Origin of the sequence: Delftia deserti (assembly GCF_042653485.1) — a bacterium.
Classification (GTDB): domain Bacteria; phylum Pseudomonadota; class Gammaproteobacteria; order Burkholderiales; family Burkholderiaceae_C; genus Comamonas; species Comamonas acidovorans.
In genome coordinates this window covers 874,154-887,353 of the sequence record NZ_JBHSIH010000001.1, presented here as the reverse complement: position 1 = coordinate 887,353, position 13,200 = coordinate 874,154, and the positions used below count along the sequence as shown (strand labels likewise).

Sequence of the window (13,200 nt, the reverse complement as noted above, 5' to 3'; positions counted from 1 at the left end):
ATGCATGCACGGCTCCAAGGCGCGGTGGCGCGGCCTGCCTCGCGTGCTCCGCGCGCTCCCCTGCGCCGCAGGCGTTGGCTGGGCCTTGCAGGCGGGCTGCTTGCGCTGGCCATCATCGCCGTGCTCGGCATCACCGTCGGCTCGCGCGACATTGCGCTGGCCGACATCCTCGGCGCGCTGCGGGCTCCGGACCTGCGTGATGACCAGCACCTGATCGTCAGCCTGCTGCGCATGCCCCGCACCGTGGTGGCCATCCTCGCCGGCATGGCGCTGGGCGTGGCGGGCGCGCTCATGCAGGCCGTCACCCGCAATCCCCTGGCGGAGCCGGGCCTGCTGGGCGTCAACGCGGGCGCGGCGCTGGCCGTGCTCATCGGCATGACGGCCTTCGGCCTGACGTCCGTGCTCCAGTACGTCTGGTGCGCCTTTGCGGGCGCGGGGCTGGCGGGCGCCGCCGTCTTCGCGTTCGGCCAGTCCCGGGGCGCGGGTGCGGCGGGTGCGCACCCGGTGCGCCTGGTCCTGGCCGGGGCCGGCCTGTCGGTCATGCTCACCTCCAGCGCCGGCATCATTTTGCTCAACGCGCCCCCGGAAGTCTTCGACGGCTTCCGGCACTGGGCGGCCGGCTCCCTGGAGGGCAGCGGCTATGCCAGCGCTGCCGTGCTGGCGGCCGCCGTGGCGGCGGGGCTGGCGGCGGCCTGGGCCATCGTCGGCCAGCTCAACGCCATGGCGCTGGGGCATGACGTGGGCCTGGCGCTGGGCGTCAATGTGCGCGCCACCGCGCAACTGGCCTGCCTGGCGGTCATGCTGCTGGCCGGGGCGGCCACGGCGGCCGTGGGCCCCATCGCCTTCGTCGGCCTGGTGGCGCCGCATCTTGCGCGTCTCTCGTCCGGGCCGGACTATCGCTGGATATTGCCGCTGTCCGCGCTCTACGCGGCGGTGCTGCTGCTGGGGGCCGATGTGCTGGGCCGCGTCGTCGCGGCGCCTGCCGAAGTGGCTGCGGGCATCGTCGCCTGCCTGATCGGCGGGCCGTTCTTTGTCTGGGTGGCGTGCAGATACCGGTTGAGCAGGCTATGAAGACCTCCGTGAACACATCGGTTGTGCGCTGGGGAGCCTGTTCGTTTCTCTGGCGGCCCAGGCCGCTGGCCGTGGGCATGGCGCTGGTCGTGCTGGCCCTGGTGCTGGGTGTGCTGCTGCTGGGCACGGGAACCCTGTCCCTCAGCCCCGCCGAAGTGCTCGACAGCCTGCTGGGCACGGGCTCCAACCCCGCAGCAGAGCGCATCGTGCAGCGGGTGCGGCTGCCGCGTGTCCTCACGGCCGTCTTCGTGGGCGCGTCGCTCGGCATGGCGGGCGCCATCTTCCAGTCCATCTCCCGCAACGCGCTGGGCTCGCCGGACGTGATCGGCTTCACCACCGGCGCGGCCAGCGGGGCGATTGCGCTCATCGTGCTGGGTGACGCCGGGCCGCTGTGGACATCGCTGGCCGCCGTGCTGTCGGGCATGGCCACGGCGGCGGTCGTGCTTGCGCTGTCCGGGGGGCGGCGTGCTGGCGGCGGCTACCGGCTGGTGCTGGTGGGCATAGGCATGGGGGCCACGCTCTCGGGCCTGAACACCATCTTGCTGGTCATGGGGGACCTGGACCGGGCCGTCGCCGCGCAGCGCTGGCTGGCCGGCTCGCTCAGCGCACGGACCTGGGCCCATGTCGTGCCCGCCGCGCTGGGCTTCATCGCCATCGTGCCCGTCGTGCTGTGGTGCGCCCGGCGCATCAACCTGCTGGAGCTGGGCGACGATGCCGCCACCCAGCTCGGCGTCAACGTGCCGCGCACGCGGCTCACCATGGTTATGGCTGCCGTGGCCCTGACCGCCATCGCCACGGCAGCGGCGGGGCCCATCGCCTTCATCGCGCTGGCCGCGCCCCAGGTGGCCAGGCGCCTGGGCCTGTCGCCCGACGTGCCCCTGTTCACGGCGGCAGCCATGGGCGCCGTTCTGCTGCTGGCGGCCGACATGCTCAGCCAGTGGGCACCCGTGCGCCTGCATCTGCCCATCGGATTGGTGACGGGGCTGCTGGGCGGGGTGTATCTGCTGTGGCTGCTGTTTCGCACACGCAAGGGATAGACGGCCGTGCAGGGTGCAACGGGGCGCAGACCCAGTGCCTCCGGGACTACCTGACGCCGCGCGCCACCCCAGGCCCCACCACGGTGTACACATGCCCGGCCTCTTCGGCAGCCACCTTGGCCGCCTCGCTGCGGCGCACCTCTGCCTGGTCCTCGTACTCGTAGCTCATCACCCGGGCTTCAACTGCCTGTGAACTCCGCCAGCGATTCAGCGCTGTTTCGTATGGTCACCAGCCGTCTGCTCTCGGCCAGGAGTTCTCGTTTGAACTGGACTGCACCGGCGACTGGAACAAGTCATGAGAGACGCTGAACTAAAATTCAACATCTCCGTTGTATCCCCTTCATCCAGACGATGACACAAGGACCACGTGACGTCCTGAGCCGCATTCTTTCCGCATGCAAAGCCGAACGTGCCGTGACGGCCAGTTTCCGGCTGCACGCGCCTTGGGCGATGCACTCGTCTGGAGCCGAGGGGGCGTTGATTCGCATGTGTACCGGATCTGGGTACTGGATCTGCACCGATCGAGGTACGCCCATCGAAATTGGTCCGCGCGATATTGTGATGCTGCCGCGCGGAACTCCACACACGGTGTCATCGATGCGGGACCCCGGTGATCGTGTCGAGCCCTTCGCCAAGCTGCTGAATGCGCACATGATCGGCACCCATGGCGACCATCCGATAGAGCTGGAATATGGCGCTGATGATAGGGACACCCAGCCAACACATCTGTTCTCCCTGCACCTGTGGATGCCAGCGCTCGACTTAGGGACTATCCCTGCGGAATTGCCCCCTCTGATCGTGTTGCGTGTCGATCAGCAGCGACTGGCACATACGTTGGCAAGCACGATGGAGCTGCTGGTACAGGACTCGCTTGCCCAACGTCCAGGCTGGCAGTTATCAGCGGCACGTATGGGTGACCTACTGCTTGTGCACATCCTGGGCGAGTATCTGCGTATGCCCGCTGCCGCACGCCAGGATGCGCCCAGCATCCTAGACGATTCAGGCATTGCCCGTGCCGTTGCGGCAATGCACGAGGCTCCGCAACAGCAATGGGACATCGCCCAGCTCGCAGCCTTGGCTTACTTGTCGCGCACCGTATTCACGGAGCGCTTTTGTTCGCTGCTAGGTGTTCCTCCGATGCAGTATCTGCGCGCATTTCGCATGAACCTCGCCGCTGAACGACTCCGCCAGCCGCGCGCACGGATCGCCGAGGTTGCCGAGGCAACAGGCTACGCGTCCGAGAAGGCTTTCTCCCGCACTTTCCAACGTTGGATAGGTGTGTCGCCCTCTCGGTACCAGCGTGACGCATCTCGACCTGATGCTTTGTAGCACGGCCGATCCGGACGATCAGTACCCAAATCCGGTGTTCTGGAGGTTGAGCCTCCACCGACCTCAACCCAATAATCCTGCTCAAACGCCAGCAGCGGCGAGTAAGGAGACTCAGGTATGAAGTATGTGAAAAACGCCCTGATCGTGGGCGGGGGCATTGCAGGCTGTGCATCGGCCATTGCATTGGCACAAGCTGGAGCGAAGGTGACGATTCTGGAAAAGCAGCAGGAATGGAGATTCCAGAGTTCCGGCATCTTTATCTATCACAATGGACTGGCGGCACTAGGCAGCCTCGGGGTATTGCCGGAGATCATGGCGAGTGGCTTTGCTATCACCGATGGCCGAAATATATACATGGACCAGCACGGCGAGCCTATCGTCGATACTTTCTACCCGTCCTGTCATCCGGGCGTTGCGCCGATTGTTGGTATCCGCCGAGCTGAATTGCATCGCATCCTTGCTGGTCGACTTAGAGCACTGAGCGTTGATATACGCCTGGGCACCACTGCCTTGCATATCGATCAGGATGGAGTGGATCATGTGTCCATTGATTTCTCTGATGGCAGTTCGGGCCAGTACGACCTCGTTGTTGGAGCGGACGGAATTCGTTCGGAGATTCGCCGAATGGTTGCAGGCACGCTGGAGCCGGTCTACACCGGGCTCGGCGTCTGGCGTAGCGTGCACCGGCGGCCAAAAGACCTCACAGCCAAGATCATGATGATGGGCACCGGCAAACGCCTGGGCATCATGCCAATCAGTGATGAGCAACTGTATCTGTTCGGCACGGTAGCCGAGCCTGCCGGACAATGGTATGGGCGGGAGGACTGGCCAAGGCTGATGAAAGCCCGCTTTGCAAAATTCGGTGGGCCAGCGCGTCAATTCTTGGATACCCTCTGCGCCGAATCTGAGGTCTTGTACACGGCAGTAGAGGAGGTGGCAGCTCCACTGCCTTGGCATCGTGGCCGGATCATCATGATCGGTGACGCCGCACACGCATCCACGCCCTTCATGGGGCAAGGTGGAGCAATGGCTCTCGAAGATGCGGTGCTGCTGGCAAAGATGCTATTGCAAGACGACCGCGTGGAGGAGACTCTGCGCAACTTTGGTGAAGTGCGCTACCCCCTGTGCAAGTTCGTGCAGGACACCTCGCGCAAAGTCGGCGAAGCTGGAGCGCAGGAAGATGAGACTGTTTTGAACCTGCGCAATGAGACAATGCGACGCACCGCGCAGCGGCAAGTGGATGACTTCTACGCGCGGATGGATGCTTTACGCGGCCAATTGCCGTTGGTGGAGTGCTCCTGACAGAGGTTCACGCCACCAACCGCCAGAACCCTCACCCAAACAACCCGCCCTCATCCAACAACTCGAACGCCACCTCCGGCGTCCTCTCCATCCCCCGCCGGATCGCCGCAGGAATCGCCTGCCGCGTCTTGCTGCACAGCCCGCGCATGGGCAGGACCTCGATCTGTATGCCGCGCACCGTGCGCACTTCGCTGGCGCCGGGCTCGATGCGCACGCGGATGCCGAGCTGCTCATGCATGCGCTGCTCCACATGGCGCAGGTCTCTCAGGCTGGTGATCTGTTCGAGCCGCTGCAGCAGGCGTTTTTCCTCTTCCCTGGTGAGCCGCAGGATGCGCTGGTCGGCCATGGAGTCGGCGAGCAGCGCATCGTGCTCGCAGATGCAGGCGCCCGGAGGGCAGGGGACTCGGATCGGAATCTGAACGGGAAAGCTCATCGATGCCCAAAGGAGAGCCGCCCCGGCCGGGGCGGTGCAGGCCATGCTAGTTCAAGGCTGCGGCGGGGCCAAGGGGAAAGTCCTGGGCGCGCCCGCTGCCTGCGCCTGCTGCCTCTTCCCCCTCCCGTTTGTCCGCGCAGGTTGCCCCGCAGCGCAGCGAAGGGGTCGCGGACATCCGGGTTGCCTTCTTAGATCTGCCCTTGCTTGGCGAATCAAGAAAGGGCAGTCGGCTGCCGGGCCGAGACCCGGCCTCTAAAAGAAACCGCCCGGCAGGGTGAACAAGTGCGCGCGGCGTTCAAATTTACAGACGTTCAGAGCCGCAACAGCGAAGTCGCATGGGTTGGGCCACCCGCCTCACGACTTCTGACTCCTCCCATAAAGATTCTCCAACCCCGTCCACACCCTGCGCGTGAGCGGCTTGCTCTGCGCCGCAGGCCGCCGGTAGAGCCGCACGTTGATGGGCACGTCCTTGTCGGGCCCGGCCGCGCGGGCCAGGCGGCCCTGGGCCAGGTCGGCCTTGACCAGGGTGAGCGGCAGCCAGGCCAGGCCCAGGCCCTGGTGGACCATGGCGTGCAGGGAGTCGGCCAGGTCGGCCTCGTAGACGGTGCGCAGGCGCGTGGTGTCGCACAGTTCGTGCAGGTGGCTGCGCAGGATCTTGCCCAGGGACATGCTTTGCGCGTAGTCCAGGTAGGGCAGCAGCGGGCCGCCGCCGTGGGCGGGCAGGGCGTACTTGGGCAGTTGCGGGACCAGGGGGATGCTGACGGGGATCAGCGTGTCCTGGCCCACGGGCAGCCAGGCCAGGTGGTGGCCCTGCAGGCTGCCTTCGATGGCGGGCTGGGCGTGGCACATGAGCAGGTCCACCTTGCCTTGCAGCAGCATTTCCACGCCGTAGTCCAGGCTGGTGGTGACCACTTTCCAGCACAGCTGGGGCATGGCCTGGTTGAGGGCGGTGATGATGCCCGGCAGGACGGTGTGCGAGAGCGTGCGGCCCGCCGCGATGGTGATGGTCTCGTCGCGCGTGCGGTGCGGGCGCTGGAGCAGGCCATGGGTCTGCTCCAGGATGCCCAGCACTTCATGGGCCGAGGCCAGCAGCGTCTTGCCGGCTGCCGTGAGCGTGGTGGACTGGTGGCCGCGCTCGACCAGGGGCGTGCCCGCCCATTCCTCCAGCGCGCGGATGCGGCGGCCGAAGGCAGGGTGGGTGATGTGGCGGCGCTCGGCGGCCTTGTAGAGGCTGCCGGTGTCGGCCAGGGCCTGCAGGTCCTGCAGCAGTTTGAGGTTGAGTTCGTGCATGGCAAAGGCGGGGTCGGGGCAGCGTGATGGGTGGATAGGGCTGTGCTGATCCGGCACAGCCCCGCCGCAATCGGCACAGCGCCAAGGCGGGGCCTGCCTAGCATGGCGGTATGCGAGAGAAGCCCTGTTATGCCTGAAGTTTGCCTCAGGAAGATGCAAAGCCATTTCATTGGCGGTGCGCAGCGCACGGTGCGGGATCTGCCGATCCAGCACAGGGAAGTGGTGCGCAATGGCGGCGAGCGGCCGCTGGACATGAATGGCAGCTATGCCGTGGGCCAGATGTATGCCATGGAGTACCGGCTGGCGCACCCGCGCAGCCCTCTGCCCGTGCTGCTGTGGCATGGCGGCGGCATGACGGGTGCGCAGTGGGAGTCCACGCCCGATGGGCGCCAGGGCTGGCTGTGGCGCCTGCTGGAGGCCGGCCATGACGTGGTGGTCTGCGATGCCGTGGAGCGCGGCCGGGCGGGCTGGGCGATGTTCCCCGAGATCTATGCCGAGGCGCCCGTGTTCCGCAGTGCCGAGGAGGCGTGGCAGCTGTTTCGCATAGGCCATGCGACGCGTTCAGGCGTGGACCTTGGCCTGGGCGAGCCTTTCGCGGGACAGCGGTTTCCACATGAGAATTTTGGTGCCCTGGTGCGGCAGATGGTGCCGCGCTGGCTGGGGCACGAGGCCATGGCCATGGCCGCCTATGACGCCTTGCTGGAGCAATTCGGCCCCTGCGTGGTGATGGGCCACAGCCAGGGCGGTGGCTTTGCCGCGCATGCGGCCAGCCGCAAGCCGCACCTGGTGCGCGCCGTGGTGGGCGTGGAGCCTACGGGCATGCCGGTGGTGCAAGAAGGGCAGCAGGGGCAACAGGGGCAGGAGGGGGCGGATGCCTTCGCGCCTGCCTCGGCCATCCCGCACCTGGCGGTGTGGGGCGACCATTTCGCGCACAGCCCGCAGTGGCAGAAGTACCGCGCGCAGACCGATGTGTATTGGCAGCTGCTGCGCCGCCTGGGCGGCCGTGCCGAGGTGCTGGACCTGCCGGCCGCAGGCATCACCGGCAATTCGCATTTCTGCATGCTGGACACCAATGGCGACGAGGTGCTGGGCCGGGTGCTGGCCTGGCTGGAGCGCCTGGGCCGGTGACTGGAGAGTGCTGGTCCCGAAGAATTTCAACGAGGAGAAAAATCCGATGCAACGCCGCAATTTCATGATCCGCAGCCTGTCTGCAACCACGGCGGCCCTGGCCCTGGGCGCCCTGGCGCCCGCGCAGTCGGCCCTGGCAGCCGATGCAGGCTGGCCCACGGCCGAGCCCATCCGCCTGATCGTTCCGTTTCCGCCCGGCGGCACGGCCGATGTGGTGAACCGCCTGTTCGCGCAGCAGCTGGGCAAGGTGCTGGGCGCTTCGGTGATCGTGGAGAACAAGGCCGGTGCCGGTGGCTCGCTGGGCACGCGCTTCGTGGCCGATGCCAAGCCGGACGGCTATACGCTGCTGGGCGCCACGTCCAGCACGCACGGCACGAATCCGGCCGTCTACACCAAGCTGCCCTATGACGCGGTGAAGGATTTCACGCCCATCACCCAGGTGATCACGGTGCCGGGCGTGCTCAGCGTGCACCCCTCGGTCAAGGCGGCCAATCTGAAGGAGCTGGTTGCGCTGGCCAAGGCGCAGCCGGGCCATCTGTCGTATGCGTCCTCGGGCGCGGGCGGGCTGGGCCATCTGGCCATGGAGCTGTTCAAGGCCAAGGCGGGCGTGCAGATCATGCATGTGCCCTACCGTGGCGCGGGCCCGGCCTTCACCGATCTGATCGGCGGCCAGGTGTCCATGCTGTGGGAGCCGCTGCCGGCTTCGCTGCCGCACATCAAGTCCGGCAAGATCCGCCCGCTGGCCGTGGCCACGGCCCAGCGCAGCAGCGAGCTGCCCGATGTGCCGACCTTTGCAGAGTCCGGCGTGCCCGGCTACGCCGTGCAGGCCTGGAACGGCCTGCTGGCGCCCAAGGGCCTGCCCAAGGACATCCGCGACAAGCTGCACAAGGCCAGCGTGCAGGCCCTGGCCGATCCGCAACTGCGCCAGCGCCTGGCGGAGCTGGGCGGCACGGTGGTGGCCAATACGCCGGAGCAGTTCGGCGCGGTGATCCTCAAGGATGTGACGACCTGGAAGCAGGTGGCCTCTTCGTCGCAGATCAGCCTGGACTGATGCGGCGGGCACCGGGGAAAGCCCTGTGTCCCGGCGCCCACGGGTGGCGGGGCCAGGCGTCGTGACGGTGCCATAGTCCGAGGGTGGCGGTCCGGGCGCGTTGCCTGCGGCCGCGCACAAGGCCGCGAACAAGGCCGCGAACAAGGCGGACCGCCTGACCTGCCGCTCTCAAGCCATGGACATCAACCTCATCCGCAATTTCGTAGAGATCGTGGACGCCCGAAGCCTCAGCGCTGCGGCGCGCAAGCGCGACATCACGCGCTCCAAGGTGAGCAAGGAGCTCAAGTCGCTGGAGACGGCGCTGGGCGTGACCCTGCTGCACCGCACGACGCGCAGCTTTTTGCTGACGGCGGCGGGCGAGGTGCTGTACGAGCACGGGCGCAGCATCATCCAGGAGGTGGAGGCCGCGCAGGGCGCCATCGACGCGCTGCAGCATGTGGTGACGGGCTCGGTGCGGCTGAGCATTCCCACGGGCCTGGGCGAGCTGTACCTGGCCGACATGCTGCTGGCCTTCCAGAAGCGGCACCCGCAGGTGCGCATCCGCGTGCTGTTCTCCAACCGGGTGAGCGATCCCATGAGCGCCCAGGTGGATGTGGCCGTGCGCGTGGCGCGCGACGTGCAGGAGCACCTGGTGGCGCGCGACCTGGGGCCGGTGGGCTTTGGCCTGTATGCCAGCAGCGCCTATGCCAAGGCGCGGCCGTTCCACGACCCCGCCGAGATTCCCCACGGCGTGCTGCTGACGCCGCCCGGCGACGGCAAGACCTATGCCGTCTCGGTGAAAAAGGGGCAGCAGGAGATTGCGCTCAAGTGCGAGCCCTGCATCACCAGCGAGCATTTCCCCTTCCTCAAGCAGTCCATGCTCCGTGGCAGCGGCGTGGCCACCTTGCCCAACTACATGGTGATGGACGAGCTGCGATCGGGCGCGGTGCAGCGCGTGTGCCCGGACTGGACGGTGTCCGGCCTGGGCGACCGGCTGTACATCATCACGGCCGAGGACCGTCGGCCCTCGCATGCCGTCAAGGTGATGACCGAGTTCCTCAGGGCCAGCCTGCTGCGCTTCGTGGAGCAGGCCGAGGTGTCCGGCCCTTAGGTCCTTAGTTCATCACCTTTTCGGTCTTCAGTTCTCCAGCGCAATCGCGTTGTCCGCGATCACCTTGCGCCACATCTGGCCGTCTGCGGCCAGGAAGTCGTCGAGCTGTGCCTGGGTCTGGGGCTTTCTGGCGGCCAGGGTCTGGTTGCCCAGGGCGCTGGCGAACTCGGGGTTGAGCATGACCTTGTTGACGGCGGCCTGCAGGGTGTTGCGCGCGTCCGCTGGCGTGCCTGCGGGCACGGCAATGCCGAACCAGGTGGAGGCCCTGAAGCCCGGCACGCCCGATTCGGCAATGGTGGGCGTCTGCGGCAGGAACTGCGAGCGCTCCGGCCCGGTGGTGGCAATGGCCACCAGCTTGCCGGCCTTGATGTGGGGCAGGGAGGTGCCGGCCACGTCCACCATGAGCTGGGTGTCGTTGGCCATGAGGGCGGTCAGGGCCGGCGCGCTGCCGTTGAAGGGAATGTGGGTGGCGGCCACGTCCAGGCGCGACTTGATCAGCTCGGTGGTCAGCTGCAGCGGGTTGCCCAGGCCGACCGAGCTGTAGTTGAGCTTGCCCGCGTGGGCCTTGGAGTAGGCCTTGAGGTCGGCCACGTTTTTGATGCCGGTCTGGCTGTTGGTGACCAGCACCAGCGGGGCCTCGGCCAGGATGTTGGTGAGCTTCAGCTCCCGGTCGGGGTTGTAGCTGAGCTTTTTGTAGAGCAGCGGGTTGAGCACCATGCTGGCATTGCTGGCCAGCAGCAGGGTGTAGCCGTCGGCCGGCGAGCGCGCCACGGCCGAGGCGGCAATCATGGTATTGGCGCCCGGCCGGTTTTCCACGACCACGGACTGCTTGAGCTCGGTGGACAGGTGCGTGGCCAGGGTGCGGGCCAGCACGTCGACCGAGCCGCCCGGCGCATACGGGGCGATGAGCTTGATGGGCTTGCTGGGATAGTCGGACTGGGCGAACCCGGGGGCGGCGGCTGCGGTGGCCGCAGCGGCAAGCAGCAATGCGATGGCCTTGTTCATGCGTTGTCTCCTTCTCTGTCGTTTCTGCCGTTATCTGCCGGTGGTGGCAGGTTCAGATCTTGCGCTGCGTCGCGCCCCAGTGGGCGTCGCGCAGCTTTCTTTTGGCGATCTTGCCGTTGTCGTCGCGGGGCAGGCGCTGGAAGACAAAGCTGCGCGGCAGCTTGTAGGCCGCCAGCCGGCCGCGCAGCCATTCTTTCAGCTCGGCCTCTGATAGTTTGCCTGACTGGCCGGGCTCGACCAGGGCCAGCAGCCGCTCGCCGTACTCGGCATCGGGCACGCCGATGACGGCGCAGTCGGCAATGCCGGGGTGCTTGAGCAGCTCGTTCTCTATCTCGGCCGGGTAGATGTTCACGCCGCCGGAGATCACCATGTCCGAGTCGCGGTCGCAGACGTAGAGAAAGCCTTCTCCGTCCAGGTAGCCCATGTCGCCCAGGGTGATGAGGCCGCCCTGGTCCATCTTGCGGCGGGCCTCTTCGTTGCCCTTGTAGGTGAAGTCGGCATAGGCGGGCTGGCGCACGTAGATCAGGCCCACCTCGCCCGTGGGCAGGGCCTGGCCCTGCCTGTCGAGGATGCGGACTTCGGCGTCATGCAGCGGCAGGCCCGCGCTGCCGGGGTGGGTAAGCGCGTCGGCCGAGCCGATGAAGGTGACCAGGCCCGACTCGCTGGAGGCATAGGTCTCGTTGATGATGGGCCCCATCCACTCGATCATGGCCTTCTTGACCTCGGGCGCGCAGGGCGAGCCCGTGGAGGCGATGAAGCGCAGCGAGGAGATGTCGTAGCGCTCGCGCACCTCGCGCGGCAGCCTGAGCAGGCGCACGTACATGATGGGCACCATGTAGGCGGTGTCGATGCGGTGCTCCTGCACCAGCTGCAGGAAGCGCTCGGGGTCGAAGCGCTGCTCCAGCACCACCAGCTCGCTGAGCATGAGCGCGTTCTGGAAGTACAGGCTGGGCGCGCTGTGGTAGATGGGCGCCGTCAGCAGGGTGCGCGCGCCGGGCTGCAGGCCGTAGGCGGTGGCGATCAGCGCCTGGTTCACGGCCAGGCGCCGGGGCAGTTCTTCCACCGGAAACGCCTTGCGCAGCACGCCCTTGGGGCGGCCCGTGGTGCCGGATGTATAGGCCATGTGGCCGCGCGGCGCCACGGGCGGGCCCTCGTAAGGAGCCTGGGCGGCCAGCCAGGTTTCGTAGTCCTGCTCCGGCTCGCGTGCGTGGGCGACGCGCCGGGGCAGGTCCGCATAGAGTTCGCCCTTGAGGCCGTCGAGCAGGTCCTGGTTGGTGATGAGGGCGCGGGCGCCGCTGTCGGCCAGGATGTAGTCGATCTCCGTGGCCGTGAAATGCCAGTTGATGGGGCAGTAGTAGATGCCCGCGATGCGGCAGGCATGGACCACGTCGGCGTATTCGATGCCGTTGCGCAGGAAGACGGCGAGCACGTCGCCCTCGGCCAGGCCCAGGCTGCGCAGGCCCTGGGCCAACTGGCGGCCGCGTTGCAGCTGGTCGGCGGGCGTCAGCGTGCGCTGCTCGAAGACCAGGATGGATTGGGGCGTGGCGGCAGTGCTCATGTGGGCGATGCCTCCTGCTCCGCATCCTTGACGTGGGGCTGGTTGGCCGCCTTGGCCATTTGCCGGGCATGCGCCCAGTCGGCATCGTCCCAGGCCTGGTATTCGGTGAAGTAGGCGCCGTTGGCCAGGGCATCGCCGCCGTCCAGCGTGATGGTCTGGCCATTGAGCCAGGTGTTGGCAGGGGCCAGGATGAAGGCGGCCATGTTGCCGATGTCCTCGTCCGTGCCCAGGCGGCGCGTGGGGTTGTCCAGGCGGCGCCGGTCGGCCGAGTCCTCGTTGCCGTCGATCCTGGGGCGCAGGCGCTGGCTGGCGCCTGGGGTGGGGATCACACCCGGCGCAATCGCGTTGAGCCGTATGCGCTTGGGACCCCATTCCACGGCCAGCGATTTGGTCATGGCGTCCAGCCCGGCCTTGGACATGGCTGAAGGCACGACAAAGGGCGAGCCCGTGTCCACCCAGGTGACCACGATGGACAGCACCGAGCCCGGCAGCCCTTCGGCGATCCAGCGGCGGCCCACGGCCTGGGTGACGTAGAAGGTGCCCCGGAAGACGATGTCCGAGATGGCATGGAAGCCGTTGATGCTCAGGTCCTCGGTGCGGCTGACGAAGTTGCCGGCCGCGTTGTTGACCAGGCCGGTCAGCGGGCCGTGTTCGGCCCAGATGCGGTCGATGACGGTGTGCACGGCCTCGGGCTGGCGAATGTCGAGTTCATGCGCAAAGGCCTGTGCGCCCGTGTCGTTGCTCAGCATCTCGCAGGCCTGCTGCACCACGGAGCGCCGCCGGCCGCACAGGTGCAGCTCGGCGCCCAGCTCCGCCAGCTTGGCCGCCATGGCCAGGCCCAGCCCCGTGCCGCCCCCCGTGATCAGGACGCGCTGGCCCTGGAATAGATTGGCTTCGAACATGCTT

General features: G+C 67.2%; 13 protein-coding genes. 7 read left to right on the top strand and 6 right to left on the bottom strand.

Annotation, left to right across the window (positions count from 1 at the left end; translation table 11 throughout):
* Together ACFPFG_RS04220 and ACFPFG_RS04215 are read left to right on the top strand one after the other, a co-directional pair.
* Positions 1 to 1,071, top strand: coding sequence for a FecCD family ABC transporter permease (locus tag ACFPFG_RS04220; protein ID WP_380105217.1), 1,071 nt, complete (start codon positions 1 to 3; stop codon positions 1,069 to 1,071).
* Positions 1,068 to 2,108: a FecCD family ABC transporter permease gene (locus ACFPFG_RS04215; protein WP_380105215.1), complete on the top strand. Its 1,041-nt coding sequence runs from the start codon at positions 1,068 to 1,070 to the stop codon at positions 2,106 to 2,108. Before ACFPFG_RS04220 ends, ACFPFG_RS04215 begins: the two co-directional genes overlap by 4 nt.
* Positions 2,109 to 2,154: 46 nt before the next feature.
* Here ACFPFG_RS04215 and ACFPFG_RS04210 read toward each other — a convergent pair whose 3' ends face one another.
* Positions 2,155 to 2,277, bottom strand: a complete 123-nt coding sequence (locus tag ACFPFG_RS04210; RefSeq protein WP_380105213.1) for a hypothetical protein — start codon at positions 2,275 to 2,277, stop codon at positions 2,155 to 2,157.
* A gap of 182 nt (positions 2,278 to 2,459) precedes the next feature.
* Between ACFPFG_RS04210 and ACFPFG_RS04205 the strand changes: the two genes are divergently transcribed.
* Positions 2,460 to 3,437 carry an AraC family transcriptional regulator gene (locus tag ACFPFG_RS04205; RefSeq protein ID WP_183019344.1) on the top strand — a complete coding sequence of 326 codons (978 nt, stop codon included), beginning with the start codon at positions 2,460 to 2,462 and terminating at the stop codon, positions 3,435 to 3,437.
* Positions 3,438 to 3,554: 117 nt separating this feature from the next.
* Positions 3,555 to 4,739: an FAD-dependent oxidoreductase gene (locus tag ACFPFG_RS04200; protein WP_380105211.1), complete on the top strand. Its 1,185-nt coding sequence runs from the start codon at positions 3,555 to 3,557 to the stop codon at positions 4,737 to 4,739.
* 31 nt (positions 4,740 to 4,770) lie between these two features.
* Here ACFPFG_RS04200 and ACFPFG_RS04195 read toward each other — a convergent pair whose 3' ends face one another.
* Together ACFPFG_RS04195 and ACFPFG_RS04190 are read right to left on the bottom strand one after the other, a co-directional pair.
* On the bottom strand, positions 4,771 to 5,172 hold the full coding sequence (locus tag ACFPFG_RS04195) for a hypothetical protein (RefSeq protein WP_380110226.1): 402 nt from the start codon (positions 5,170 to 5,172) through the stop codon (positions 4,771 to 4,773).
* A 354-nt stretch (positions 5,173 to 5,526) separates the two neighbouring features.
* Entirely contained in the window at positions 5,527 to 6,462 is a 936-nt protein-coding gene (locus ACFPFG_RS04190) for a LysR family transcriptional regulator (RefSeq protein WP_197956606.1), read from the bottom strand.
* Between the two features lie 153 nt (positions 6,463 to 6,615).
* On the opposite strand from ACFPFG_RS04190, the gene ACFPFG_RS04185 reads away from it, so the two are divergent.
* The 3 genes from ACFPFG_RS04185 to ACFPFG_RS04175 all read left to right on the top strand — a co-directional run bounded on the left by ACFPFG_RS04185 (position 6,616) and on the right by ACFPFG_RS04175 (position 9,731).
* Positions 6,616 to 7,590, top strand: coding sequence for an alpha/beta hydrolase (locus ACFPFG_RS04185; protein ID WP_197956605.1), 975 nt, complete (start codon positions 6,616 to 6,618; stop codon positions 7,588 to 7,590).
* 46 nt (positions 7,591 to 7,636) lie between these two features.
* Positions 7,637 to 8,641 (top strand): tripartite tricarboxylate transporter substrate binding protein BugE, encoded by a 1,005-nt coding sequence (locus ACFPFG_RS04180; RefSeq protein WP_141833273.1) that lies wholly within the window; start codon positions 7,637 to 7,639, stop codon positions 8,639 to 8,641.
* 175 nt (positions 8,642 to 8,816) lie between these two features.
* Complete coding sequence (locus ACFPFG_RS04175) at positions 8,817 to 9,731, top strand: LysR family transcriptional regulator (RefSeq protein WP_065348146.1); 915 nt, start codon at positions 8,817 to 8,819, stop codon at positions 9,729 to 9,731.
* 27 nt (positions 9,732 to 9,758) lie between these two features.
* Here ACFPFG_RS04175 and ACFPFG_RS04170 read toward each other — a convergent pair whose 3' ends face one another.
* The 3 genes from ACFPFG_RS04170 to ACFPFG_RS04160 are packed head-to-tail and all read right to left on the bottom strand — an operon-like array spanning position 9,759 to position 13,196.
* Positions 9,759 to 10,736, bottom strand: coding sequence for a Bug family tripartite tricarboxylate transporter substrate binding protein (locus ACFPFG_RS04170; RefSeq protein WP_012205004.1), 978 nt, complete (start codon positions 10,734 to 10,736; stop codon positions 9,759 to 9,761).
* A gap of 52 nt (positions 10,737 to 10,788) precedes the next feature.
* The gene (locus ACFPFG_RS04165; protein WP_380105207.1) at positions 10,789 to 12,294 is read right to left on the bottom strand and encodes an acyl-CoA synthetase; all 1,506 of its coding nucleotides are present in this window, start codon (positions 12,292 to 12,294) and stop codon (positions 10,789 to 10,791) included.
* Positions 12,291 to 13,196 carry an SDR family oxidoreductase gene (locus ACFPFG_RS04160; RefSeq protein WP_183019352.1) on the bottom strand — a complete coding sequence of 302 codons (906 nt, stop codon included), beginning with the start codon at positions 13,194 to 13,196 and terminating at the stop codon, positions 12,291 to 12,293. Before ACFPFG_RS04160 ends, ACFPFG_RS04165 begins: the two co-directional genes overlap by 4 nt.
* Between the last annotated feature and the right edge of the window lie 4 nt (positions 13,197 to 13,200).

What these genes read in the sequence shown, in the direction of transcription:
- ACFPFG_RS04200 (WP_380105211.1), top strand. Translation starts at nt 3,555, where the DNA reads ATGAAGTATGTGAAAAACGCCCTGATCGTGGGCGGGGGCATTGCAGGC.
- ACFPFG_RS04190 (WP_197956606.1), bottom strand. Translation starts at nt 6,462, where the DNA reads ATGCACGAACTCAACCTCAAACTGCTGCAGGACCTGCAGGCCCTGGCC.
- ACFPFG_RS04205 (WP_183019344.1), top strand. Translation starts at nt 2,460, where the DNA reads ATGACACAAGGACCACGTGACGTCCTGAGCCGCATTCTTTCCGCATGC.
- ACFPFG_RS04170 (WP_012205004.1), bottom strand. Translation starts at nt 10,736, where the DNA reads ATGAACAAGGCCATCGCATTGCTGCTTGCCGCTGCGGCCACCGCAGCC.
- ACFPFG_RS04210 (WP_380105213.1), bottom strand. Translation starts at nt 2,277, where the DNA reads ATGAGCTACGAGTACGAGGACCAGGCAGAGGTGCGCCGCAGCGAGGCG.
- ACFPFG_RS04175 (WP_065348146.1), top strand. Translation starts at nt 8,817, where the DNA reads ATGGACATCAACCTCATCCGCAATTTCGTAGAGATCGTGGACGCCCGA.
- ACFPFG_RS04220 (WP_380105217.1), top strand. Translation starts at nt 1, where the DNA reads ATGCATGCACGGCTCCAAGGCGCGGTGGCGCGGCCTGCCTCGCGTGCT.
- ACFPFG_RS04180 (WP_141833273.1), top strand. Translation starts at nt 7,637, where the DNA reads ATGCAACGCCGCAATTTCATGATCCGCAGCCTGTCTGCAACCACGGCG.
- ACFPFG_RS04185 (WP_197956605.1), top strand. Translation starts at nt 6,616, where the DNA reads ATGCAAAGCCATTTCATTGGCGGTGCGCAGCGCACGGTGCGGGATCTG.
- ACFPFG_RS04195 (WP_380110226.1), bottom strand. Translation starts at nt 5,172, where the DNA reads ATGAGCTTTCCCGTTCAGATTCCGATCCGAGTCCCCTGCCCTCCGGGC.
- ACFPFG_RS04165 (WP_380105207.1), bottom strand. Translation starts at nt 12,294, where the DNA reads ATGAGCACTGCCGCCACGCCCCAATCCATCCTGGTCTTCGAGCAGCGC.
- ACFPFG_RS04160 (WP_183019352.1), bottom strand. Translation starts at nt 13,196, where the DNA reads ATGTTCGAAGCCAATCTATTCCAGGGCCAGCGCGTCCTGATCACGGGG.
- ACFPFG_RS04215 (WP_380105215.1), top strand. Translation starts at nt 1,068, where the DNA reads ATGAAGACCTCCGTGAACACATCGGTTGTGCGCTGGGGAGCCTGTTCG.